The organism is Terriglobia bacterium, from assembly GCA_020073085.1.
Classification (GTDB): Bacteria; Acidobacteriota; Terriglobia; order JAIQFV01; family JAIQFV01; genus JAIQFV01.
The window spans coordinates 102,016-127,883 of record JAIQFV010000014.1; the positions used below are offsets into that span (position 1 = coordinate 102,016).

A 25,868-nucleotide genomic window follows, 5' to 3' on the forward strand; every position below is an offset into this window, starting at 1 on the left:
TTAGAGAACGACTTCCGAATGGTCGATATGAATTCCAAGACAAAACTCATCGGTGAGATTCTGAAGGAACAACACCACATCACGGATGAGGATCTCAACCGGGCCTTGCAGCTCCAGGCGGAGCGGGGCGATAAAATTGGACGGCTGCTGGTCGAACTGGGTTTGGTTTCCGAAAGGGATGTGCTGGAGGCTCTCCGGGAGCAACTGGATCTGCCCCTGCTGGTCGCGCATCAGGTCCCCGAGGTGCCGCTGGATCTTGAGAATTTTTCGCCTCGCTTCATGAGACAGACTCATTGCCTCCCGATCCTGCATCACGAGAACGAGCTGACCGTCGCTATGGCGGATCCGCTGGACCATGCCACGATCGAATCCATTCAGCTCTTCACCGGCTTGCGGGTAAAGCCGGTCCTGGCCCCGGAGGCCGAAATCCTGGACTCCATCGAAAAGCTTTACGGGGCCGGCACCAACGCCATGGGAAGGCTGATCGAGAACATGGAAGGCGAGCCGGGCGGAATAACGGAGGAACAGGAAAGCATTGAACATCTCAAAGACATGGCCTCCGAAGTCCCGGTCATCCGGTTCGTGAACCTGCTGATCTCCCGCGCCGTGGAACAGCGGGCCAGCGACATCCACATCGAGCCTTTTGAAAAAGACGTGAAGGTGCGCTATCGCATCGACGGCATTCTTTACAATGTGGAAACTCCGCCCAAGGCGCTGAAGGCCGCCATCATTTCCCGCGTCAAGCTGATGGCCCGGCTGAACATCGCCGAACGCCGTCTGCCCCAGGACGGACGCATCAAGCTCCGGGTGCTGGGCAAAGAGATTGATTTGCGCGTTTCCACTCTCCCGACCATGTACGGCGAGTCGGTGGTTATGCGCATCCTTGACAAGTCCGATTCCTCCAAGATCAATCTGAGAGCGCTTGGATTTCCCGAGCGGGAGCTTCAGCTGGTGGAGCAGATCACGTCCCGCCCTCACGGTATCTTTCTGGTGACCGGACCGACGGGCAGTGGGAAGACGACCACGCTGTATTCCGCCCTGCTCCGGATCAATCAGCCCGACAAGAAGATCATCACCATTGAAGACCCCGTGGAATACCAGATGGATGGAGTGAACCAGATCCAGGTGAACCCTCAGATCGGGTTGACCTTCGCCAGCGGCCTGCGTTCCATTGTCCGCCAGGACCCCGATGTCATCATGATTGGGGAGATCCGCGACCTGGAGACCGCCGAAATCGCCATCCGCTCGTCGCTCACCGGACACCTTGTTTTCTCCACGCTGCATACCAACGATGCGCCCTCCTCCATCACCCGGCTTCTCGATATGGGCGTCGAAGATTACCTGCTGGCGTCCTCGCTCCTCGCCGTGCTGGCCCAGCGGCTGGTGCGCGTGATTTGCCGGGGATGCAAGAAGCCTTATCCCATCGACGCGAAGATCCTCCATGGACACGGGTTCGACGGGACCCGTTCCGGGGAGGTGACTCTCTATCGCGGGGAAGGTTGCGAGACATGTGGCTATACCGGTTACGAGGGGCGCGTCGGCATCTTTGAGTTAATGCTTGTCGATGATGCCCTGCGGCGGCTGATCGTCACCAAAGAGGACGCCAACGTCATTGCCGCCAAAGCGCGGGAACTGGGCATGATTACGCTGCGCGAAGATGGATGGCAGAAGACCCTGCAGGGAATAACAACGCTGGATGAAGTCTTGAGGGTGACGAAGGAAATTTAGCGGAGGCCGAAACTCCAAATTCCAAAGTCCAAAATCCAAATAAAATCCAAATTCCAAGAACCAAATTCCAGGTAAGAATGAGTTCCATTTACAAAATAGACCCTCGGGAATGATTCATTCTTCTTTCTCAATCCGCAAAAATGGGTCTCTGATTGAGGAACCCTGGTTTTGGATTTCCCTAGTTTGAAAATTGAAATGGAACATAGAGTTCACATGCAGAATTAGATAGATGCTAGGCGCAGGGAAGAGAGCTTTTGTTTGCATTTTGGTTTTTACTTGGAATTTGAGTTTTGGAACTTGGATTTTATTTGGATTTTGGACTTTGGAATTTGGAGTTTGCTTCTTAATAACATGGAATTCTTCTACAAAGCCACCACCTTTGACGGCAAGCTGATGGAGGGTTCGCTCGAGGCCGAGAGCGAAAAGGCCGTGAGCTTCCGGCTCCAGCAGATGGGCTATCTTCCGATCCAGATTGGGACCGCGGCCCAGGGGAAGCCCGTCTCGATCTCCCTGCCCTTCGGGCGATCCCGTCGCGTCCGCAACAAGGACTTGCTCCTGTTCACGCAGGAGCTGGCCACCCTGTTGAAATCCGGCTCGCCGCTGGACCGCAGTCTGAGTCTCCTTGTCGAGCTGAGCGAAAATCCGACATTGAAGTCAGTGACCCAACAACTGCTCAAGGACATCAAGGGCGGAAAATCCTTTTCCGAGGCCCTGGCAGAGCATCCCAAGGTGTTTTCGAAACTCTTCGTAAACATGGTTCGCGCCGGCGAGGTGGGCGGGTTCTTGAATGAAGTGTGTGAACGGCTGGCGGAATTCTTAGGGGCGAGCGAAGCCCTGCGCACCACCCTGGTCAATGCCATGATCTATCCGGCCCTGCTGACGGTCGTGGGAATCACCTCGATCGTCATCTTGATGACCTTTGTGATCCCCAAGTTCACGCAGATTTTTTCCGACATGGGCCGGGCCTTGCCCCTGCCCACCGTGATCCTCATGGATGTGAGCTATGGAGTCACCCATTTTGGATGGCTCATTCTGCTGGGGGTGGCGGCGCTTGTCTTCCTGTGGCGTCGGATTCTGGCGACCCCGTCGGGCCGCATGGGCTGGGATCAGTGGATTCTGCGGTGGCCGGTGCTGGGGGACCTTTTGTTGAAGGTTGAGGTGGCGCGGTTCACGCGTACGATGGGGACCCTTCTGCACAGCGCAGTTCCCATGATGCAATCTCTGAACGTTGTCACCGAAATCATCGGCAACCGCGCCATCGCCTCCAAACTCGAGGGAGTGGCTTCCGGCATCAAGAAGGGAGAGGGGGTGGCCAAGCCCATCCTTCAGGCGCGCATGTTCCCGCCGCTGATGGTCCACCTGCTCGAGGTGGGGGAAGAAACCGGGAAGCTGGACGCCATGATGCTTCAGATTGCCGACATTTATGATGGCGAAGTTCGCTCCACCATGAAAAACCTGTTGGCGCTTCTGGAACCGTCCATTATCCTCGTCATGGGTCTGATCGTCGGGATGATTGTGCTCTCCATCCTGACGGCCATCCTCTCGATCAATGAGGTGAAGTTCTAAGGGACGACCCCCGACCCATAGAGAGGACCCGGGGGCGCGTCTCGACCACCTGCCTGGCTGTGGCAGACAACAAGGAGAGAACATGCAGCGCCCGCGAAATCGGAATGGGGAAGCCGGCATCACGTTGCTGGAGTTGCTGGTGGTCATGGTGATCATCGCGCTGTTTGCAACGCTGGTGGGCACCCGACTGTGGAGAAACGTCGCCACGGCGAAGGCAACAACCGCCAAGGCCCAGATTGAGACCTTTGAAAATGCCATCGAACAGTTTCGCCTCGACGTCGGTCGATTGCCCACCCAGGAGGAGGGCATTCAGTCGCTGCGCGTACGGCCTCCCTCCCTGGATGAATCCAAGTGGAAAGGGCCGTATCTGCAGAAGGAAATCCCGATGGACCCCTGGGGCAATGCTTACGCCTATAGGATGCCGGGACAACACGGGGATTATGACATCCTCAGCTATGGACGGGACGGCCGCGAAGGCGGCGACGGCGAAGATGCAGACGTGGTGAGTTGGAAGTGAGGAAGCAGTTGCCAGTTCCCAGTAGCAGTTGTCAGTTCCCAGTTGTCAGTTCTCAGTGTGAAGCGCATTTATTGGCGGGATGGATGAGGATGACAAGGGCCAAGTTATCTATGTGGGGCGCACCGATCTCAGGGGTGTGAAGCCGGATGGAATCTGTAGGGGCGCACAGCTGTGCGCCCAATTTGTACGTATTATGAGCGTTTTCCGTCAGCCCTGAAGGGGCGAAACAGAGATTACGAAATCAGAGGACAGATGTCAGGAGTCAGAGGTCATGTATTGCGTGCCGGCAGGTTGAGAGCGCAGGGAGCCTTTCGACCTCGATCACAACAGGGGATTACCCTCCTTGAGTTGCTGGTTGTAATCACGTTGATTGCAATCCTGGGCGCCCTGGTGTACCCCTCCTTCGGCAATGCCCTCTCGAACCTGCGATTGAGAGGCATGGCGCGCGAGACCGTGGCCCTCTGCCGGCTTGCCAGGTATGACGCCGTCACGCACCGGCAGCCCTATCGTCTCGCTGCGGACCTTGAACAGAACCAGTTTCGTGTCACCGATTCAGCTCAACAGGTAGTGAAAGAGCTTGACCTCCCTTCCGGGATCCGAATATTTCAAGTCCAAGTGTTGTCTGAGAATAGTCCTGCCGACGCCAGCGAACTCTATTTTTTCCCCAACGGTGCTGCCGAGCCGGGTTCCATCACCCTTCGCGATGAGGGGGGACGCAGTGTCAGGATCGTGGTCGACTTGCTGACCGGAGATGCCAGGATTGCTGATTGAATGAGCCTGACTATGGCAGGGATGACTGCCGGGGGCTTAGGTGCTGACAGGTACGGAAAGTCTGAAGCCGGAAGCCAGAGATCAGAAGCCGGAAGTCAGAAATCAGAAGTCAGATGTAAGAGATATCCGATTGAGTTTGTGGGATTCTTTGCATTGACCAGTAAATGCATGGTATCGATGAATAAATCCAGAGTATTAAGCCGCCACCGCAAAGTGAACTCGCCTTCCTCCCAGTCGGGCTTCTCTCTGCTCGAGGTGATCGTGGCCACGGCGATCGTCGCCCTGGTGTTCGTCTCGATGATGGAGATCTTTTCAAACGGGTTGCGGAGCGAGGGCCGGGCCGATGAGTATGTTACGGCCATGCAGCAGGCCACCCGGGTGATGAATGATCTCTGGGTCAACACCCTCGAGGCGCAGGCCTCCCGGAATGAGGGGCGATTCGACGACGGCATGACCTGGCAGACCTCCGTCCAAGCCTTTCGTTTGCCAGGCGAGGCCCTGGATTCCTCCAAAAATCTTCCCATGGAAAAAATGATCCTCCGCGTAGAAGTGACTTGGAACTCCCGCGGGTCGGAGAAGAAGGTCCAGCTTCAATCCATAAAAAATGTCCGTAAGGGATCGTCTAAATCCTGACTTTTTGCGTCTTGAACAGCATGAGGCGCGTCGAGCCAGAATTGCGTAATCCGACCTCCGGTTTCTCCCTGCTGGAGGTGATGGTGGCAGTGACCCTCACGGCGCTCCTGTCGACAGCTGTGATTGCATCGTTCCGCATGGGGATTAGCTCGTGGCGTCGGGGGGAGGACTTCCTCGACCGGTCCCAGCGGCTTTCAGTGGCAGCCGAATTGATGCAAAAGCAGATCGGCTCGGCAAATCCGCTTTTTCCCGTGGGAGCGCTGAATGTCTTCTCAGGACTTAACAAGCCCAAAGTGCAGGAAGCCCAGGACGCCCCTGCATTCCTGGGAGGGACTAAAGAGCTTGTGTTCGTTACGAATTATCCTCTGGTATCACGGCCGGAGGGAAGCATGCAGGTGGTTCATTACACCCTCAGTTTGGAGGGAGATTCAAGCGGCCGGATAGGATTGGTTGGGTCGCAACCCGTCACCTCGTCGTCAGCCCTTCAGCTCTGGATGACGGCCGCCCCCATTTTCAGGCGGGAGGATTTCCTGGATCTGGCTACAAAGACGGGGACCCCGGGCGCAAGCTCCTTAAAGCTTCTCGATGGGATCGGGGACATTACCTTTCAATACTGGGGTGAAGAGCAGGTCTCATCGCAGGGTTCGGGGGACCCTGAAACCCGGAAGATCGTTGCCTTTGATCGGTGGGATGGGTCCAAACGCCGGCGGTTGCCGGATGCGGTGTTCATCAAGGTTCAGTTCACCGCGACCCCGAGCGGGCCTGAGGGTCGAAGCCCCTACAATCGCGATTCAATCGAATTGCTCGTGCCCATCAGTGTGGGAAAGAGTGATTAGAAGAGTTATCAGTTGTCGGTTCTCAGTTGTCAGTTGGACCGCTCGGCGTCTCTGCGGTGAATAATCCGGGTTTAAGAATGAACCGTCATTTAAAAAAATCTGAACGCGGTGTCATCCTCCTGATTGTCCTCTGGGTGGTCGTGGCGTTGAGCGTGCTCGCGTTTGGCTTTGCCACCAATGTGCAGTTGGGCATGCGTTCCATTCGCAACACGAAGGACGGAGTGTCCGGATATTTTTTGGCGAAGGGGGCCATGAACGAATCGATTTTTGAAATGATGAAAATATCTCAACCGGATACTCCGCGGGAAGCCGGACTGGCTTTTACGCAGGAACGGGCGTCCTCCCAGCCGCTTTCAATCACCCTGGAGACGGGCTCCGCTCAATGCTGGATTGAGAATGAATCCGGTAAATGGGACCTCAATGCCGGTTCTGCGGCGATATTTCGTAATCTCATGATGCGCCAGTTTGGGGTCGACGACACGCTTGCCAATGACCTGGTCACTCAATGGGAGGAATGGCGGAAGCCGAAACCCGATCCCAGCGGAAACTTCCAGGGCGGCCCGTTCAACTCCGTCGAGGAGCTTTCCGGGTTGAGAGGGATGAAGCCGGAATTCATTTACGGGTTTTGGAGGCGGGCCTCCGATGGAACGGTGGAACACCGCCGGGGGCTGCTGAGTCTGGCGACCCTTTATTCGGGTTCCCCGGGGATCAACCTGAATGATGCACCCCTTGAAGTCCTGCAGGCATTGCCGGGCGTAAATGCTGCCGAGGCAAATGCCATCGTCAACGCCAGGGCTCAACGCTTTTTTGAGTCGGTGGAGGATTGCCAGCAGCGCGTACCGATCCAGTTCAACGACGAGGCCCGCAATCTGGTCACCCTGCAGGAATCCACCGCATTTGCCCTGGTCGCCACCGGGCGCGCTGCAGGCTCCGATTATGAACGAACTATCCGGGCTATCGTGAAGTTTGGAACGAATGATCCTCTGGGCTACCGAATTGTGTATTGGAAAGACGAGGAGATCTAGGCCGTGTTAGCAACCAAGAAGATCGTTTCCATCTCTGTCGACGGGGCGCACCTGCACTTTGTTGCCGTCAAAAAGGGCTTGCGAGGCTACGAGCTCTCCTCATGGATGACTCTCGAAAATGACCCGCAGCGGGATCCTCTCGCGCTTCGGCCGCAGATCGATGAATTCTATCGGCGCGCCGGCATCGACAAAAATCAGACGGTGGTCGAGATGCCGCGTGCCAGGGTGGCGCTTCGAACGCTGCAATTCCCCAAGGCGGTTCTCGACAACCTCACCCATATCATCGAATACCAGGTAGAGAACTATGAGCCCATCGATCGCGCGGGCCTGGCTTATGTGCACCAGTTGGTGGATGACGCCTCGCCCTCCGGAACATCCGCCCTCATGAAACGTCTGGCGCTGTTCAGTCGCCCTCCCTCCGGCAGAGCCAGGATGCAGGGCGCGCCGGTTGGCCAGGAAAAACTGGAGGTGCTGCTGGCCATGGCGCCCCGCGCCGAAGTGGAGCATCAACGAGAGTTTTGGGCCGGGCAGGGGATACATCCCCGGGCTGTGCTTTGCGGGTCGTTTGGGCTGGCGAGGCTTCTGCAACTGGATCCCGGCGCCCCGCGCGAGAAGAACTTTCTCCTGCGCGTGGGCGAGGACGATTTTGAACTGATCGCTGTCTTTTTCGGAAAGATCCGCCGTGCCAAACGCTTTGAATTTCTCTCCAGTGAACCCCCTGCGCGCGCGGAGCACATGTTGCTCGAGTTGGGACGATTGCGGGCAGAGCTCCGTATCGAGGATAAGGACGTTCAAAACGTGTATGTGACAGGTGTGGATCCGGAGTCCGTCCTGAAGGGATTTCGGTCGGACCCTGCCGTCCTCCCCTTGCGACCGTTGCGTGTTCCGGCTTGTCTGCGCTCCCGTGCCAACCTCAAGGAGTTTCATGCCCTGGCTCCCGCCATCGGCGCTTCATTCCTTGCGATGAGCAAGGGAGGCCTGGCCACCGATCTGATGGGCCGGGGCGAGGACATCGCCCAACCCCGTTGGGTATGGGCGCCAACCTATGCGCTCTGCGGATTGGCCATTCTGATGGGGGGGGCAAGTGTCTCGGGGCCCTACCTTCAGCAGTCGCGGTTCCTCGATCAAATGAGTTCGGAGATCACGAGGCTCCAACCCCAGGTCAGACAAGTGGAGCGCCTTGAGACCGAGACCAGCGAAGTTCAGAAGAAGGCGGCGATTCTCGAGACGATCCAGGGACGCGATGCACTCAACCTTGAGGCGCTTCGAGAACTCTCCGAGATTCTGCCGGACTCGGCCTGGATCAATGACTTCAACCTCCGGGGAGATGGGGTGGAAATCAATGGCCTGGCGGAAAACGCCACGGCCCTCGTGCCTCTGCTCGAGCAGTCCCCCCTGTTCAAGGATGTCGCCCTGGCTTCAGGAATTACCAAGAACCAGCAAGGCAAGGAGATGTTTCGCATCCGGGCCAAGTTTGAGTACTAGCGGCTCGCTATCCAGAGTCACGCTGAATCAGAGATGAATTATGAAACTCTCACTTCCAAAATTAGGTTTTGTGGCGCGCCTTTCATCACGCGAAAGAAGAGTCCTGGGCGCGGGACTGCTTGCAGCGGTTCTTTTTGCCGCGCTGTATTTTTTTGCCTTTCCAACCTACGACAAGGTCAAACAGTACCCCGAGCAGATTGCCCAGAAGACCCGGCTCCTGCAGGGGTACAAAGAAGTCATCGCCCAACGGCAGTCGCGGGAACAATCCCTCGATACCACCCGAAAAAGAATTGCGGAGTTGGAGAGTCATCTCCTGACCGCCCGCACCACGGCAGCCGCTCAGGCCCAACTGCAGGGACTCGTCAATGACCTTGCCAAACAGTCCCAGCTCCAGATTAACCGCAGCGATTTCCTCCCGAAGAAGGAGCTGAGCAAGGATTATGAAAAGATTTCGGTTCGGCTCGATGCCGTGGGGACCGTCAACGAGGTGACGGCGTTCCTGACGGCGGCTAAAGAGATGCCCATGTTTGTGCTGAACGACGACTTGCGGCTGTGGAGTTATAGCAGCATGAGTGAAGGGTGGAAGAAGTCGAAACAGATTGCGGCCACCATTGTGGTGTCCGGGGTGATTCGGCACGAGTGAGGATGGGGGATAGGTGGTAGGTAATAGGTGGTAGGTGGTAGGTAATAGGTAATAGGTGAGAGGTGGTAGGTGATAGGCAAGAGAGGGTATGCAAATGGAGGTAGGGAAAAGAAGCTGGAGGTCAAGACCTAAGCGAGTGGTTCTCCTTTGGAATATCGTTGGACCTCGCTCATAACTCGAGACCAAACGCGTGGGCCCTATAACCTGTAACCTATTCCCTATCACCTATTACCTACCACCTATTACCTACCAACAAGGCGCAGAACAATGACAATCCTAAAAAAGATCCTGGCGATGAAATACATCATTCTGCTCAACCTGCTTCTGATCGCACTGTGCGTGTGGATAGGGGTAAGTCTCCGCCGGCAGTGGTTGGCCAATGCCGCGGCTTACCAGGTTTCCAGGATTGTGGCGCCCAGCGTGGCAATGAAGCAGGCCGTAGAGAAACAGAAATCAGCCGACGCCCTCCGGAAGAACTACATGGTCATTGCCAGCCGGAATCTTTTCAGCCCGGATCGCAACGATCAAATCGCCCGTGAAGACACGGTCAAGACGCGCCCTCCCAAACCCGTTTTGTTCGGCGTCATCAATTTGAAGGACGCGAAACTGGCCATGATGTCGTCGCCCGGGACCCGGGATTTCCGATCGCTTAAGGTGGGAGACAAGATCGGGGAATATACCCTGACCAGGATTCTCGCCAACAAGGTGGAGATGCAGTGGGGAACTGAAACAGTGGAAACGACGACGGAAGAGCAGCCCAAGAACATTCCGGCCCCGGTCACACCGGTCGTTGGCGCAGGGGCTGGAGGAAAAGTTGTTTCCGTCAGTGGTTCAGAAGGGGGGGCTGCCTCCAACGGAGCGTCCGGCCCGGCCAATGCAGGCCAGGCACAACCCCCGGCTGGCCAAGGTCCATGCAAGGGACGTTGGGTGAAGACCCTGTTTGGGATGGTGTGCTCTGAGGACACGAAATGAAAGAGCAAGTTCAAAGTTCAAGGTTTAAAGTTCAAAGTCTTGGGTTCAAACGTCAATTTTGAACCTTTAAGGTCTTGAATGGGGCGGTGGGTCTTTAGGGCACGGTGCGAATTGTGGGAAGGAATCATGCAGAAATCATAGGAGTCACATGGTGCACATGAAATCTTTGATCAGGATGGCACTCTGGGTGGGCTTTATTTGGTTGGCCTTCTCCCCGGCAATGGCACAATCTCAACAGGAACAGAAACCTCCGGCCCAGGGAGCGGCTCAAGAAAAGAAAGCGGGGAAGGAAGAGCCCCCCAAGAAAAAGATGAAGAAGGTCCACACCCTCTTTGGGGATGTTTGGGTGGAGGACACCGGTGAGCCGGAGCAGACACCCCCTGGGGTGAAACCTGAACCCGCGGCGCCGACCCCGCCCGGTTCACCTGCGCAGCCTTTGGCGGACCAATCTCCCAAGGCCCCCGTTGGGGATGCGGTTGCTGCTCCTCAATCGCCGCAGTCAAAGCCGAAACCAGAGACCGGAGGGACTCAACAGCCTGTTCCGGGAGAAAAGAGGCCTGAGTCGGTATCGCCCCCATTGACACCCGGTTCCACCCAGGCCCCTGCTACGACCCCAACACAAACGGCACCCCGTACCCCCTCCTCGCCCCCCATTACGGGTGCTTCGCTGGTTTTCAACAACGCGGATCTGATTCAGGTCGTCCAGGTGATCGCCAACCTGCTCCATCTCAACTACGTCCTTGACCCGGGTGTAAAAGGATCCGTGACGATTACAACCATGGGCGATATCTCCAGTGCGGACTTGATGCAGATCCTCCAGACATTGCTCCGCATTAACGGCTCTACGGCCATCCAAACCGGCAACTTATGGCAGATTGTGCCCCTTAAGTCGGTACATCAGATTCCGATTCGAATGGAGCACCCGGGCGACAAGCCGCTGTCAGCAGGGGATGAAATGGTGACAGAGATCGTCCCTATGCAGTTTGTTACCGCCGCGGACATGAGCAAGCTCCTCAAGGAATTTCTCTCGGACGCCGGGTCAATCGTCAGCCACGATCGCGGGAACATCCTTATTCTCACGGACGCCAGCCGCAACATGTCGAGACTGCTGGATTTAATTCGGACCTTCGACTCGGATGCCCTTCAGAACCAGCGGCTCCAGATGTTTACTGTGAAGAACAACTCGGCACGGTCAATCATCGAGGATTTGAAGAGTATTTTTTCAGCTTACGCGATGAGCGACAAGGACTCCGCCATCCGGTTCGTCCCACTCGACCGCCTCAATGCCGTTCTGGTGGTGGCGCCCAACCCGGCCACCTTCGATGTGGTGGAACAGTGGATTGATAAGCTCGACCAGCCCGCTCAGATCGCAGGGATAAGGAACTACGTTTATCATTTGCAATATGCCAAGGCAGGCGTGATCCGGGGTATGTTGAGCGAGTTGTACGGTTCGGTCATTACCAAGGAAGCGCCCGGGGTAGGTCGGCCGGAACCTGCGGCCGTTGCAACGCCTTCTCTCACAGCGGGAATGTCCACCAGTACCATCCTGGCGCAGGGGAATTCGCCGGAAAGGGTTCAGCAGAAGGAAAGGGAAGTCTATGGTTTTCAAGGCAATATCAAGATTGTTTCCGACGATACCAACAACATGTTGATCATTCAAGCGACCCCACAAGACTATGACTTGATTGAACAAACACTCCACCAGATCGACATTCTCCCGCTCCAGGTGTTGATCGAAGCACAAATTTTTCGCGTCGACCTGTCGCACGATTTTTCATTGGGAATTGAATATTCCCTGCAACAGCGGGGCACTGCCCCGGGCGGCACTAAACCGCTCGCCGACTTTACGGGAGGGATCCTCAGCGGCTCCATGGTGATCATGAATGCAAGTGCCCGGGAGCTTTTCGCCAAGGTCACAGCGAGCGAGAATCGGACGCGTGCCAAGACGCTCTCGGCGCCCTCCATCCTGGTCAGCGATAATATGGAGGCCCGAATCCAGGTCGGTGTGTCCATCCCCACCCTCAGTTCGTCGGGCTTTTCACCGGGGTCGACCAACGTGGTCTTTAACACCGTGCAAAATGTGGACACCGGTGTCATCCTGTCGGTGACCCCCCATGTCAACGCCAGCGGCCTGGTCGGTCTGAGAGTCACCCAGGAGGTGAGTTCTCCGGTGCCCCCGCCGGCCGGAGTCACCAACATATCCCCCTCCATCAACCGCAGTTCGGCCTCCACCACTTTCGTCATCAAAGACGGAGAAACCATGGCCATTGCGGGGATTATCACTGAGGATAAAGAGCTCACCCGCACCCGGATTCCCCTCCTGGGCGATATCCCGATCGTGGGGGGCGCTTTTGGAAGCACGAATTGGACGAATAAGCGCAGCGAATTGATCATTTTCATCACACCGCATGTCGTAACGACCCTGGACCGGGCCAAGGTCGTCACAGATTCTTTTAAAGAAGAAATGAAGAATTTGACCAGCGAGATTCAAAGCAAGAATCGAGCGCATCACGCTGCCTGGGATAAGGTGAAGCCGCCCGTGCCACCCCCCACTCAGCCATGATAGAGCAGGGGCGCCCCGACCCGCCAGAGCGCCCCTAAAGCCTTCCTCAGCGCCTCCTGCGTTTTTTGCGGTGAATAGAGATTTACTCCGCCCTCACCTGAATAAAATCTCAAAAAATGAGATTCTTTCCGTCTCAATCATTGATTGTGTAATGTAGGTTTACCAGTCGTTCCGCCGGATAAAGGCTGTCAAATCACTGAAAAGCGCTTGACAACTGAAAACGAAGGATGTTACATTCGGCGGGAATTTCGAGGCTTCACCTCACTGTTGTTCATGAGTCCAACTTTATAGCGGGTATTTTTGACAAAATTCTTGAAGTTGTGACTCAGGGTAGCGATGAATCGATGGTATCTTTCGCACGACAGTTCAGATTCTGGTTCAAGAGGAGGTGAGGCGTCGGAAATTGGCGCGTGATACCACGCTGATTGCGCCAAGCAGCACCCCTTAAACGCTCCTGGGAAGCCTTTGGGGCGATTTCCTGAATCAGCGGCGCAATTCAACTTTTTTACGGTCCCGGCAATACCCCCGAAACCTTGGGGCGAAACAATCAATCCCTTCGAGTAAAATCTAATCCGTCTGCCGATCTTACAGTTTGGATAGGAGGGCGGATCAATTGCCCATATTAAACAAAAGGAGAAACGAGATGTCCTTAAGAAAATTAACTCTAGTTGCGCTTGCCCTCACGTTCCTGCTGACGGGCGCAACCCTGTTTGCCCAACAGGTACCGCACTTCGTCCTTAGCGGCACGCAGACAGTGGTTCGTCAGCACGGTCAGACGGAAGTTCTCGGTGACCTGACGCTGACATGCGACGTGGCTGGAACATTTCCAACCAATTCCACATTTTCAGTCATTTATGCCCCGGTGGCGGGTCTTGTGAACGCCAACTCCTCCAACCTTTTCACCAACGCGAGTGCCCAGGCGGTCAACGCCCGCGCAGCTCACGTGGAGAGTGAACCCGCGACCACTACGATCGTTATTGGAACCGTATCCTTGAACACGGTACTCACCAATAGCATTACCGTGCAGGTGTCCGGCACGGCTGCAACAGGCGACATCATCCGCATCATGGGAATTCGTGCGAACATTGCGGGTGCGAGCTTGCCGCCTGCCACCTCCGTCAATGGCACCATCATTGCGATCCCACCGAACGCCTTCCAGATCGACAACGTGACGACGTTCCCGGTGGCCTTCGTATTGGATGAAATCAGGGTTGACGTCTCCCCGGCAGATCCTATTTTGGCTTGCGAGCCGGGCTTCTGCCAAACCGATTCCATCGACATCACGGAGAAGTTCCCCTCGGCCTTGACTACGGTCACCGATGAGAACGACATCCAGCACACGCCGAGCGGAGTCGGAGCCACCAATGGACCGCCGAAACTGGCCACCAATGGGACGCAGTTGATCGTCACGATTGCCGGGGTTCCTCCCGGAGTCGAAGTGCTCTTCAATGGTTCTTCCGATATCGTGGGCAATTTGTCGCTAACGGCTGTGGGGGCGACTACTTTCGAAAACACCTCAGCGACAACCCCCGCGAGCACTACCTTCACCTTCGCGGTTACGAATGACGATATCAACATCTCAGAACAGATAAGACTATTCTTCGAGTTCTGCCCGACGTCTGATATTCCTGCTCCTCCCGTGCTCTCGACGATTACAGGACAGGTGACTCTGGGTCCGAATAAGTCCGGCACCTTCAACACCACCGTGACTTCAGCCAACATTCTGAGCTTCGTAAAGAATCTCCAGAATACTCCTCCGGATCCGATCGGATCGCTGGCGAATTGCGTTACGAATTTACTCTGTAAGTTCATTTCGACAGCAACCGGTGCAGTGCCCGGTGGCGGCTATGACACGGGTCTTGCCATCGCCAACACCAGCACGGACATCTTCGGAGATTTTGGTGCCACTCCGCAGACGGGTGTGTGCCGTATGTTCCTGTTTGGTTCGGGCGGCACTAGCGCCAACATCAACAGCACAACGAAGCCGGTCTTCACGACTCCGTTGGTTACAAGCGGCACCAGCGCGGTGTTTGATGCCAAGTTCACCGCGGGTGTGGGCGCTGGATTCCAGGGCTATAGCATCATCCAGTGCGACTTCCAATTCGCTCACGCGGAAGCCATTATCGCGGATCAGCAGTTCTCGACCTTCTCACATGGTTACGACTGCTTGATTCTCCCGGATGTCAACGTGGCCGGACCCCGCTCTGCCGATCCTCAGAACTTCAACAGGCAGGAAGGTGCTGGCGAATCCTTGGGTCAGAAGAGGGCCCACCGCTAGTTCTTAAGGTACATCTCAGCAATACAATTCGAGGGGTAGCCTACGGGCTACCCCTATTTTTTTGAGACGGTGGAACTCCGGTAACAGAAGAGTTTCACCGCCGAGTTCGCAGAGGGCGCAGAGTTCTTCAGGCAGGGATCGCTGGACGGGTCAGTTGACCTTGTGCGATGATGATAAAGGACGGGGGCCGATACGAAAGGAAACTCGAAGTCGGCGGGAGTAAGGTGTCTTCCCCTATCTCGACCTTTGCGCGCTTTGCGGTTGAATTTATGGGATAACACTTTTCCACAATGAAAAAAAATCTGTTGCTCCTTATAGGCGTGTTGAGCTTCTTTCTCGTTTTTTTCCTGGCCCCCGTAATTCGCGCCGGGGACAATCCCCTGGAAACGCAACTCCGCGCCCGGGTGACCGAGTTTTGGACGGCTTGGTCCCGGGGTGAGACCGAAAAAGTGAATCTTCTGGTCCGGGAGGGAGATCGCCAGGCTTTCGCCAATGTTCGACGATACGAGATCAAGGAGTTTAAGATTGAGTCCGTGCAGTTTGGCTCGGATTCCAAGTCCGCCGTGGTAAGGACACACATCACGCGGACTTTTCCGACGTCGGCGACACCTCTCGTTTGGACGCTCGAAAATCAATGGGTTTATGAAAAGGGGGATTGGTACCTTCAATTCGCACAGAACAAACAGCCTGCGGGCCAGGAGGGAGAGGGTCCCTCCCTTTTCCGGTCCGGTCCGACCCCTTCCCAGCCGCCGCCTCCAAACGACATCGTCTTTGATTCCACAACTTACGATTTCGGGGCCGTGACGGCCAGCGCCTCGCTTCAACATGTTTTTTCATTTGAGAACCGGGGGAAGCGGACCCTGAGACTGGTCCGCTTGGCTTCGCCCTGCCAGGGACAGCTCGTTACCCCTTCACAGTGCGCTGGAGTGGTGGCCCATTCCGACGCCTCCTTCTTTGCGCCGGGGACAAAAGGAAAGATCGAAGCGCGGTGGCAGAATGCCTTGACCCCTCAGAAGGTGGACCAAGCCGTCGAGCTTTACTTCAGTAATGGCCAGTCTTTTAGTCTCCGTTTTGTGGGCACCGTCACAGAGTCGAAGGCGCCGAAACCGTAAGATACGCGATGAGGGATAAGAAGGGACAGCCCCCGACTTTAGAGCAATTTCGAATTCGAAACTAATGAAAGAAAGGGACAAAGAAAGGGACAGACACCTAAATTTAAGCGGTTCCGAGGCCAATGTGAGTAAGGTGTCAGTCCCTGGATTTCTTTGTTCTTCAATAAACGTCAAGTAATTCCTCGCAATAATCCGTAAAGCACGTTCTCTCAGCTCGAACTCCTTGTTCCACAGTGTCTTGCCCTCGGGAATTCCGGGCACTAACCTACTAGAAAAGGACAAGAAGCGATTCAATCGTAATGGGACAGACACTAACTTTATAAGGAGTTTCGAAGTCAATGCGCGGAAAGTGTCAGTCCCCAAGTGTTACTGCAGTTTTCGTGAAAACAGATCTCAATGAATTGAAAGGGTATGGGTTTCCAATGCACCTAAGAAATTTGCATTCAAAGTCTCATCGCTGGACAAGGGTGACGTGCATCGCTTTCGCATGCTTGGCTTGGGCGGTCCTCACACCGGCTCAGACTCAGAATACCGTCTATTTTGCGGACATCGTCCACGGCGGCTCGGGCTCACCGTTCCAGACAATTCTCCAATTGTTCAATGCGTCAGACCAGGGGGTGACGGGAACCCTCAGTATATTTCAGGACAACGGAGCGCCTTTCAATCTGGGTCTCAAAGACTCTCAGACCGGTAATGCCTTGACGCCCACTTCACCTGGGGTATTCAGTGTTTCAATTCCCGCGCGGGGTGTGAAAGCCGTTGTCACGACGGGCTCCCAGTCGGTACAGGCAGGCTGGGTCCAGGTGACTTCCACGTCCTCTAAATTGAATGGCAATGTCGTATTTCAACAACTGGACAGCGTGGGGAATCTTCTGTCTCAGACGGGGGTAGGGAACTCGCCTGCCATCTCCTCTCTAACAGGTTTCCTGGAGAAGTCCTCCACCGTGAATACAGGCATCGCATTGGCGAATCCATCTTCAACCGCGACGGTGCAGGTCACCCTCCAGGTCACGGGGCCCGATGGGCTGGTCACACTCAGCCCATTTACCTTTTCTCTTGCTCCCCTTCAACACATTGCGCAGTTCCTGGAACAGTTTCCACCGTTTGCGAACGTGGGAGGCACGGTGGGCACCCTGGCCGTCTCGGCAAGTGGGAACATCATCGGAACGTTTTTGAGGCAGGATCGGGGCCAGCTGACCACCGTCCCGCTATTCGCTGGAACGGCGCTGGTTCCCACCATCCTCAGCATCTCTCCTACTTCGGGCAGTACAGACACCACGGTCACCATCACCGGAGCGAGTTTTGATACCAACAATATTGCCAGCAACCATGTGACCTTCAACGGCGTCAATGCGCTGGTCGTGAGCGGAACGGCCACCACGCTGGTAGTCACCGTTCCCCCGGGCCTTCCCGCCCAAACGGTGCCCGTCGTGGTCACCGCGAACGGGGGATCGAGCAACAGTGTCAATTTCACCGCCACCGCAGGGTTTGCAGTGCCGGTCATAAATTCGCTCGACCCGCCGGCTGTGTTGGCCGGCTCCGACACAACGAATGTGACCATCAATGGGGCGAACTTCGGAACAGTTCAGGAGGGCGCCGCAGTTCGGTTCGGAGCGTCGGCAACCACCTTCACGAACCCTGCCTTGCAGGTGGTCAGTTCCACGAAAGCCATTATGACCTTGACGTCGGATCTATTGGGACAGGTTGGAAGCTTCTTTGTGACCTTTGTAAACCCGAGAAACAGTCTGTTCAACGACAACCTATCAAATCCGATGTCCTTCCAGGTGTCGAATCAGATTGCGACCCAGCCGCCGACCATCACCAGTGTCGATCCGACTTCTGCCCACGTGGGAGAACGTGTGACCATTGCCGGAACCAACTTTGATCCGATCAATACGTCTAACAACATCGTCCGGTTCAATGGCGTCCAAGCAGCCTCACTCCTCTCCGCCACCGGGACACAGATTGCAGTCGCTGTACCGGGGGGGGCAACCACAGGGCCGTTGACGGTGACCACGAGTGGATTGACCAGCAATGCTGTGAACTTCACCGTTTTGCTCCCTCTCGCCCTTCGCACCATACCCGTCGGAGCCGCTCCCGCCAAGGTGGCCATCGACCCGGTTCTTAATCAGGCCCTCGTGACCGATAGTAACCCTGGATCGATTTCCTCAGGTGCAACCAACGCCGTCACCTTTGTGGATATCGCGAGCGCGTCTGTACTCACCACGATCTCCGTTGCTGCCGAGAATCCCCTGGGAATCGCTATTTTTGGCCGGCAGGCTTTTGTTGCCAATTTCCCCGGATTGACTCCAACGAGGAACCTGAGTGTTCTCAACCTTGACGCGCGAACCTTCCAGGCCCTGATCGATGTGAGCAGCCTGGGAGGACGCCCGTTCAATCTGGCGGTCGATTCGGCCAATGGCAATGCCGTAATTACGGACAATTCGCTGCATGTGGGCGTGTTAAACTTTGCCACAGGGCAAACTGTTTCATTTCTCGTGAGCACACCGTATGACGTGGCGATATACAACCCCTCTCCCACTGTGGACTGGGCCTTGATTTCGGATTTTTCCGAAGGGAAGCTCGTCATCTTCGATTTGCTCACACAGACCCAAAAGACCACGATTGCCGTGGGACGCAGCCCGCAAGGAATCGCCGTGAATCCCGGCACGGGCCTGGCCGTGGTCGCAAACAGCGGCGATAACACGGTGTCCATTGTTAACCTGAACACGCTGACAGTGGTGGGGACGGTCACCGTTGGATCCAGCCCGAATTACGCGGCGGTGGATACGACGCGTAATCGGGCCGTCGTGACCAACAACCTTGATGGCTCGATCTCGGTGATTGATCTGACAAGCAAGGCCGTCACGGCAACACTTTCGACCGGAGGGAATAACCCCACCGGCGTTGCGATTAGTCCCAATGCCAACCTGGCTCTCGTGACGAACCAGGGCTCCGGCACCCTGGCGTTCATTGCCTTGCCGTAGCGGTGCGTTGGAGGGCATGCGGCGTTCCATGGGGATTCGTCTGTGCCCTAATGATGAAGCGTATTGAGTTTTTGAGGGCGCTCTCGTTGCATTGATAAGAACGGGAGCGCCTTTTTTTGTGACCGCTGGAACGCGGACGGATATCAGGGCGGTGGGATTGGAGATTCTCGGCTTGGGCCCTAGCTCTCAAATGGTCAGGCGCTGGAAGTGATTAAGATTCACGCCGAGCATGCGAGGGATAGGATATGGCCGGTCCCTCACTATGGCGTGCAGGAAACTCTCGTGCTTGACCACATTGGTTTGTATTGAGATGATGTATTGTTTTATTTGGCCCCGATGTTCGCGGCCTTGCCACGCATAATGCGGAGTCATGATATTTCGTGAGTCCTCAAGAGAATTATCGAAAGCCGGGCTTCTGATTCAACAGTGAGTGGGAACTTGATCTTCGAATAGAGACGGCTTTGGACCCAAGGAAAACGATGCCATCCATGCCAAATGCGAACATTGCGGTTGTCGGTTGTGGTTACTGGGGCAAGAATCTTGCGAGAAACTTTGCGCAGCTTCGCATGCTCCGCTGGATCTCTGATACAAATGACGTCGCTTTGGAGGCGCAGTCGAAGCTCTATCCCGATGTAAAGATCACTCCCCGGTTCGAGGAGGTCCTGGAGGATGAGCACATTCGCGGCGTGGTGATCGCCACCCCCGCGGTGGCTCATTATTCACACGCACGCGAAGCCCTCTTGAAAGGGAAGGATGTTTTTGTCGAAAAGCCGCTCTCCCTCCACTACTCGGAAGGACAGGAATTGGTTGCCCTGGCAGAGTCGAAGGGCGCTATGCTGATGGTGGGTCACATCCTTGAGTATCATCCGGCGGTGAAACTACTAAAAGCAATCGTCCACCGGGGTGAATTGGGCCGGATCTGGTATCTCTACTCCAATCGGTTGAATCTCGGGAAGGTAAGACAAGAAGAGAACATCCTGTGGAGCTTTGCTCCCCACGATATTTCCGTTATTCTGAGCCTGGTCGGTCGAGAGCCCGCGGCAGTGAGCGCGCATGGAGGCAGTTACCTTCAGTCGGGTATTGCCGATGTCACGGTGACCACACTTCTTTTTGAAGACGGAATCAAGGCGCATATTTTTGTCAGCTGGCTGCATCCTTACAAGGAACAGAAGCTCGTGATCATCGGGGAACGTAAGATGGCGGTGTTTGACGACACGGTGCGCGAGGGCAAATTGAGAATCTATGACAAGGGAATTGAGTGGAAGTTAGGTTTGCCGGTCCCGCGCCAGACGGCGGAGACGACCCTGTTTCTCGAGGAATCGGAGCCCCTCCGGCTTGAGTGCGAACATTTCCTGGATTGTATTCGAGACAGAAGCCGGCCATTAACGGACGGGGTGAGTGCCCTGAAGGTGTTGAAAGTGCTTGAGGCAAGCCATCACTCCCTGGAGCGAATGGGTGAACCCGTGAGGCTCGACGAGATTGAAGCGGGGGTGCAACGCTGATGGATTATTTCGTTCATCCGTCCTCTTTTGTGGATGAAGGGGCCGAAATCGGCAGCGGCACGAAGATCTGGCACTTTTGTCATGTCATGCCCCGCGCCCGAATCGGGAAGAACTGCAACCTGGGACAAAACGTGCATGTGGCTTCGGATGTCACCATCGGAAACAACGTAAAGATCCAGAATAATGTGTCTCTCTATACCGGGGTGGTCATTGAAGACGACGCTTTCCTGGGCCCCTCCATGGTCTTTACCAACGTCATCAACCCTCGCAGTCATGTGTCGCGGCGAGGTGAATATCAGACTACCCTGGTCAAGCGGGGTGCTTCGATTGGCGCCAATGCGACCATTCTCTGCGGCGTCACCTTGGGCCGGTACTGCTTTGTAGGTGCCGGCGCCGTCGTGTCAAAGGATATCCCGGAGTACGCCCTGGTCTATGGGAATCCTGCCCGGATCCGAGGGTGGATGTGCCAATGCGGAATCAAGCTGTCGTTGAAGGCGGACGCGACGGAGGGGGAGTCGGGCTGTCCGAGCTGTCAGACACGGTACGTGATGCGAGGTGTAATCGTGCGGCCCGTAGAAGGGTAACAAGTTCGGTAGGAAGGTGTCAGGTGCTGGGTGTCAGGTGTGAGAAGCAATTGGTCGTTGGATGTAATCAATATTGGGTGAAGTCGGAAGTCAGATATCAGAAGTCAGATAAGAACGCTCACCTTGTAATCTGCTCCGGGACCGACGGAATTCTACAGTCTAATCTTCATGTTGGCCCCGACACCCGCACCTTCCTTCCGACATCCGACCTCTGACCTCCGACTTCTGATTTCAGTTCGTGTGGGACATCCCTGAATCCTACCAAAGGAGCACCATGGCTGACCTTGACCGATTCAAAGATCAACGCGTCCTCGTGACAGGGGGCGCCGGGTTTGTCGGATGCAACATCGTCCGGAGGTTGTTGAGCACCGGAGCGTCGGTGATTGTTCTTGACGACTTTTATACCGGGAAGGAGGACAATCTTCCCATCGGTCATCCCAAGCTTGAGGTCGTGCGCGGCAGTGTGACCGATTTCGATCTCGTTCGCCGTGTGGTCAAAGCCTCCGACCTGGTGATCCACGAAGCGGCCCGCAACATCATCGTTTCGATGCGCAACCCGAGGGAGGATTTTGAGGTGAACATCGGCGGGACCCTCAACGTGCTCATGGCGGTACGGGAGGCCGGCATCCGCCGCATGGTTTATGCATCGTCGGCATCCATTTATGGGAACCCCCGATACCTTCCGATCAACGAGGAAGATTCCGCGAATATGCTGACGCCCTACTCCGTCTCCAAGTTTGCCGGCGAGAATTATTGCAAGGCCTTTTATGAGAGTTATGGCACTTCCGCCGCGGTGGTCCGCTATTCCAATGTTTACGGCATCGCCCAGCGCCCTGACAATCCCTATTGCGGGGTGGTGGCGAAGTTCTTCGAATCGGCGATGGCCGGTGAGCCCCTGCATGTCCACGGGGATGGCCAGCAGACACGCGACTTCACTTTTGTGGAGGACGTGACGGAGGCAACCTTGTTGGCGGTGCTTTCACCGAAAGCCGAAGGCCAGGTGTACAACGTGGCCACGGGGCATGAAGCGTCAATCAACCAACTGGCCCGCCTGATCATCGAGGTGACCGGTAATCGCGTCGCGCTGGATTTTGTGGACCGGCGCGACATCGACAATATCCGCCGCCGTGTGCTGAATATCGAAAAGATTCGCCGTGATCTCCGCTGGATTCCCTCCGTGACTCTGGAACAGGGGCTGCGGCGCACCTATCAATGGCTGCAGGAGAACAAGAGGCCGGAGGCCGGAAGCCGGAAGCCAGAAACCAGACGCCGGAATCCCAAAGCCAGAGGTCGGAAGTCAGAAGTCGGAAAGAAATGAAGAAGATCTGATTGCTACTCTTGGCGTCTTGAATTTGGACTTTGGGCCAGGAACTTTGAACTTGGAACTTTGAACTTGGAACTCAATGACAGAACAAACAATGCGCGTGCTCTGCGTTGCGCCGGCATGGAATGAGGGGGAACGAATCACGCGGGTTGTCAGCGCGATTCCGCGGGATGTTGCGGAAGCCGTTGTCGTGGTGGATGACGGGTCATCCGATGATACGGCCGAACGAGCCAGGGCTGCAGGCGCCACCGTCCTCCGTCATGATCAGAACCGTGGCGTCGGCGCCGCCATCCGGAGTGGAATTGATTTCGCCCTCAAAGAGGGCTATGACATTGTGGTGATCGTGTCCGGAGGTGGAAAGACCCCGCCCCAGCAGATCCCGAGGCTGCTGGCCCCCTTGCTGAAGGGAGAGGCCGAACTCGTGCAGGGGTCGCGCTATACCGCGGGCGGTGACTTTGTCCGAATGCCGTTGAAGAGGCGGATTGGGACGCGCGCCTACACGGGGTTGTTTTCGCTTCTCCTCGGCCATCGCATTACGGACGCCTCCAGCGGGTTCCGGGCGATGCGTCTCTCCTTGTTCGAGGACCGCCGGATTGATCTTTGGCAGGACTGGCTTGACCGCTACGAGCTCGAACCCTATCTGCTTTTCAAGGCGGTGCGTCTTCGGCATAAAGTGATCGAAGTGCCCGTGACGATCGAGTATCCGCAGAAAGGTGACCGCCTGGCCTATACCAAGATGCGCGCGATCGTCGACTGGTGGCGGATTTTTCGGCCCGCGCTGTATCTCGCTCTCGGCGTGAAACGGTGACAATTTCGAGCCTCGATTACCTTTCCTTTGCCTCTAGACTAAGAAACTCAAGATTCGTCCGGGAATGCCTGTGGGAAATGAGTTTTTAATCCCTTGTCGCATTTCTTGCGTTCCACAACGAAACCAGGAGCCCCCCAATCCCCTTCTTAATCGAAGCCTGTGACGGAGAAGACTCTTTTGCGGTAGGATTCTAAAAGCACCCCGATTTATCGGGGTGGGCGCCATTCCCCCCTCCCTGCTCTTTAACCGATTCATCGGTTTCCTTTCGTTGGTGCGAGCCTCATTAAGGAGGCCAGGAACTTCTCTCTTTTCCAAAGCTGGCTTGAGCGCCCTCCCTAAACCGTTGAAACGGTTTCCATTCGGTTTTCCGGGTTCGTAGTCACCCCGATGAATCGGGGTGCTGTTGAATTTGAGATTCAATGCTCACGGGTTGGGTACAAGAGAAAGCCAAGCACTCGTATGGGAGATGTCCTTTTGCGATTCATGTCCATTGATTACTGATTCGGCGGCTGTCTAGGACCCGGGTTGGCGGGTAGGTTTTGAGGCGAGTTGGGCTCAGGGGGGTTCTGCAGAAGCAGATTCAGATTATTCCTTGCCCCTTGATTGGAAGGATCGATCTCGAGAGTTCGAAGGTACTCTCGGATTGCGGCATCCGTCTTCCCCTGTTTGTGGAGAACATAGGCACGGCCAAAGTGGGCGTCTGCATTCCCGGGGTCCTGCTCGAGAACCGTGTCGAACGCCTCGATTGCACCCGAGAGATCTCCCTGCTTTTGTGACGCGACGCCGAGGACATTGCGCGCGCGTGTGTCTTGCGGGGCCAGGGAAACGGCGCGCCGGAGGTAAGTGACAGCCTCGTCGATCTGACCTTGCTGTTTCAAGCTGATTCCAATATTAGTGAGCAATGAAGGAGAGTCGGGCATGATGGATTCCGCAATTCGATAGTGTTCCATGGCGAGGGAGTACTGGTTGGTTTGAAAGTAAAGAGCTCCGAGGTTGTTCTGCAGTTTTCCACTCCTCGGTGAAACTTGAATGTCGTGTATTGACAGAGTTAGAGCATCGGCCCAGTCGCGGTTCCGGAAAATAGTCCGAGCGGTCAGGACGACCAGAAGTACTCCAAAGAGACCCCAGAAAACTGCCCGGGTGATCTTTCCATGAACGGCTTCATGCACTCTGGCCAACGCCATCCCGATGGGGAGGCACAATCCCACTGCCGGGAGGTACATCAAGCGGTCGGCTCGGATCGTGCCAATAGGAATGACAATGTTGCTGACCAGTGAATAAGTTATCCCGAAAAAACCGAGGCCAAAGAAAAGGCTCGGTGCCCGTTTATAACTCCAAATCAAGATAGCTGTGAAGGCAACGGCCAGGGCGAGAACAGTCAGCGCAGCGGCACTGTTCCAGCGTGTGAGGAGCGGGATCTGGTCGAAAGAGTAATCACTGGAGAAGGACCTCGGCCAGAAAAAGAGACCGAGGTTTTGAAACAAGACCTTCAAGGCGGTCATAAGGCGGACGGAAATTGCAGCGTGCGCCAAAGGATTGTCCTGATAAGGGATGGTTGCTGCCCCGACCGACTTCAAAACGCTGAATGCAATTCCAATGAAAGTCAGACTCGCCAAGAGGTACCCGGCATAGACGGTCTTGAATTGACGGCGCAACTGTTTGACAAATTCCCTTGGATCGCTGCGTGAGAAAAAAACGAACTCTGCCAGGAGTGCGACTCCAACCCAGGTTATTGCGGACTCTTTCGAGAGTAGCGCAAGAGAGTAAAAAACCATCGAAAGGACGTAGGGCCTAATCGCCCAGTGTTCGGAGAGACGCAGCCGGGTGAAATAGTATAAGGCTGCAATGAAGAACAAAGTAACAAGGGCGTCCGAGCGACCGGTGATGTAGGTAATCGCCTCCACCTGAGCCGGGTGGACAGCGAAGAGGAGAGTCGAAAAGGGGGCCGCCCATAAGGGCTTGGGAATCAGCAGGCGAGCAGTCCAGAAAAAGCACAAACAGATCAGGATGTGGAGGAGACGGTTAACCAGGTGAAACCCATCAGGGTGAAGACCACCGATCCAAACATTGATGGCCAGGGTCAATGCGGTAAGGGGGCGATACAAACCCGCCTGGGCGTGAGAGAAGGGGGAAGTAAAGATTTGAAGAACCTGGCTGGGGTTCTGAAGGGTTTTGTTCAGCACAATGTAGGATAAGTCGTCCATCAGGAATTGGTGTCCCCAGCTGTTCAGATCGCAGACAGTAGCTGCCAGGATGATGAGCCATTCTGGACGGGAGAATCTTTGGACCAGGGTCGGTCGAGTGGTGAGTTTGTTGGTCGGCTGAGGCGCAGAGGAACGGGCTTTTTGTTTCATGGGATCAAATAAGAGTATTCAGTCTCTTCGCCGCCCTGCCACCTGTGGGGGAGAGCATCATTTCTGGAGAGTGACGTCGCTTGTCCTCATACTGCCCTCAGAGAGCGTCATGATAATGGAACAGAATGGACCCTGCAATTTAATAAGAAAACCCAGCCTCTGCTTGGTCAGGAGAGCACC

General features: G+C 55.6%; 19 protein-coding genes. 18 read left to right on the top strand and 1 reads right to left on the bottom strand.

Annotated features, from left to right (window positions below):
* The first annotated feature begins 27 nt into the window (after positions 1 to 27).
* From gspE to LAO21_15525, 18 genes are all read left to right on the top strand, one after another.
* Positions 28 to 1,728 carry a type II secretion system ATPase GspE gene (gspE, locus tag LAO21_15440; protein MBZ5554109.1) on the top strand — a complete coding sequence of 567 codons (1,701 nt, stop codon included), beginning with the start codon at positions 28 to 30 and terminating at the stop codon, positions 1,726 to 1,728.
* A gap of 351 nt (positions 1,729 to 2,079) precedes the next feature.
* Positions 2,080 to 3,294, top strand: coding sequence for a type II secretion system F family protein (locus tag LAO21_15445; GenBank protein MBZ5554110.1), 1,215 nt, complete (start codon positions 2,080 to 2,082; stop codon positions 3,292 to 3,294).
* Between the two features lie 82 nt (positions 3,295 to 3,376).
* Positions 3,377 to 3,811: a type II secretion system major pseudopilin GspG gene (gene gspG / locus LAO21_15450; protein MBZ5554111.1), complete on the top strand. Its 435-nt coding sequence runs from the start codon at positions 3,377 to 3,379 to the stop codon at positions 3,809 to 3,811.
* A 252-nt stretch (positions 3,812 to 4,063) separates the two neighbouring features.
* Positions 4,064 to 4,582 carry a GspH/FimT family pseudopilin gene (locus LAO21_15455; GenBank protein MBZ5554112.1) on the top strand — a complete coding sequence of 173 codons (519 nt, stop codon included), beginning with the start codon at positions 4,064 to 4,066 and terminating at the stop codon, positions 4,580 to 4,582.
* A 177-nt stretch (positions 4,583 to 4,759) separates the two neighbouring features.
* Positions 4,760 to 5,215 carry a prepilin-type N-terminal cleavage/methylation domain-containing protein gene (locus LAO21_15460; GenBank protein MBZ5554113.1) on the top strand — a complete coding sequence of 152 codons (456 nt, stop codon included), beginning with the start codon at positions 4,760 to 4,762 and terminating at the stop codon, positions 5,213 to 5,215.
* Positions 5,216 to 5,235: 20 nt separating this feature from the next.
* The gene (locus tag LAO21_15465; protein ID MBZ5554114.1) at positions 5,236 to 6,051 is read left to right on the top strand and encodes a prepilin-type N-terminal cleavage/methylation domain-containing protein; all 816 of its coding nucleotides are present in this window, start codon (positions 5,236 to 5,238) and stop codon (positions 6,049 to 6,051) included.
* A 77-nt stretch (positions 6,052 to 6,128) separates the two neighbouring features.
* Positions 6,129 to 7,076 carry a general secretion pathway protein GspK gene (locus LAO21_15470; GenBank protein MBZ5554115.1) on the top strand — a complete coding sequence of 316 codons (948 nt, stop codon included), beginning with the start codon at positions 6,129 to 6,131 and terminating at the stop codon, positions 7,074 to 7,076.
* A gap of 3 nt (positions 7,077 to 7,079) precedes the next feature.
* Positions 7,080 to 8,561 (top strand): PilN domain-containing protein, encoded by a 1,482-nt coding sequence (locus tag LAO21_15475; GenBank protein MBZ5554116.1) that lies wholly within the window; start codon positions 7,080 to 7,082, stop codon positions 8,559 to 8,561.
* A gap of 40 nt (positions 8,562 to 8,601) precedes the next feature.
* Positions 8,602 to 9,204 carry a type 4a pilus biogenesis protein PilO gene (gene pilO / locus LAO21_15480; GenBank protein ID MBZ5554117.1) on the top strand — a complete coding sequence of 201 codons (603 nt, stop codon included), beginning with the start codon at positions 8,602 to 8,604 and terminating at the stop codon, positions 9,202 to 9,204.
* Between the two features lie 267 nt (positions 9,205 to 9,471).
* Positions 9,472 to 10,176, top strand: a complete 705-nt coding sequence (locus LAO21_15485; GenBank protein MBZ5554118.1) for a hypothetical protein — start codon at positions 9,472 to 9,474, stop codon at positions 10,174 to 10,176.
* A gap of 157 nt (positions 10,177 to 10,333) precedes the next feature.
* Entirely contained in the window at positions 10,334 to 12,739 is a 2,406-nt protein-coding gene (gene gspD / locus LAO21_15490) for a type II secretion system secretin GspD (protein ID MBZ5554119.1), read from the top strand.
* A gap of 643 nt (positions 12,740 to 13,382) precedes the next feature.
* The gene (locus LAO21_15495) at positions 13,383 to 15,017 is read left to right on the top strand and encodes a hypothetical protein (GenBank protein ID MBZ5554120.1); all 1,635 of its coding nucleotides are present in this window, start codon (positions 13,383 to 13,385) and stop codon (positions 15,015 to 15,017) included.
* A gap of 290 nt (positions 15,018 to 15,307) precedes the next feature.
* Positions 15,308 to 16,129, top strand: a complete 822-nt coding sequence (locus tag LAO21_15500; protein MBZ5554121.1) for a DUF1573 domain-containing protein — start codon at positions 15,308 to 15,310, stop codon at positions 16,127 to 16,129.
* 422 nt (positions 16,130 to 16,551) lie between these two features.
* On the top strand, positions 16,552 to 19,116 hold the full coding sequence (locus LAO21_15505; GenBank protein ID MBZ5554122.1) for an IPT/TIG domain-containing protein: 2,565 nt from the start codon (positions 16,552 to 16,554) through the stop codon (positions 19,114 to 19,116).
* Positions 19,117 to 19,595: 479 nt separating this feature from the next.
* A complete protein-coding gene (locus tag LAO21_15510) occupies positions 19,596 to 20,618 on the top strand; it encodes a Gfo/Idh/MocA family oxidoreductase (GenBank protein ID MBZ5554123.1) in 1,023 nt (340 codons plus the stop codon).
* Positions 20,618 to 21,202 (top strand): N-acetyltransferase, encoded by a 585-nt coding sequence (locus LAO21_15515; protein MBZ5554124.1) that lies wholly within the window; start codon positions 20,618 to 20,620, stop codon positions 21,200 to 21,202. Before LAO21_15510 ends, LAO21_15515 begins: the two co-directional genes overlap by 1 nt.
* 274 nt (positions 21,203 to 21,476) lie before the next feature.
* The gene (locus LAO21_15520) at positions 21,477 to 22,520 is read left to right on the top strand and encodes an NAD-dependent epimerase/dehydratase family protein (GenBank protein ID MBZ5554125.1); all 1,044 of its coding nucleotides are present in this window, start codon (positions 21,477 to 21,479) and stop codon (positions 22,518 to 22,520) included.
* Positions 22,521 to 22,605: 85 nt separating this feature from the next.
* Positions 22,606 to 23,334 carry a glycosyltransferase family 2 protein gene (locus tag LAO21_15525; protein MBZ5554126.1) on the top strand — a complete coding sequence of 243 codons (729 nt, stop codon included), beginning with the start codon at positions 22,606 to 22,608 and terminating at the stop codon, positions 23,332 to 23,334.
* Positions 23,335 to 23,828: 494 nt separating this feature from the next.
* Here the strand turns inward: LAO21_15525 and LAO21_15530 are convergent, their stop codons facing one another.
* Entirely contained in the window at positions 23,829 to 25,688 is a 1,860-nt protein-coding gene (locus tag LAO21_15530; protein MBZ5554127.1) for a tetratricopeptide repeat protein, read from the bottom strand.
* Positions 25,689 to 25,868: the final 180 nt, after the last annotated feature.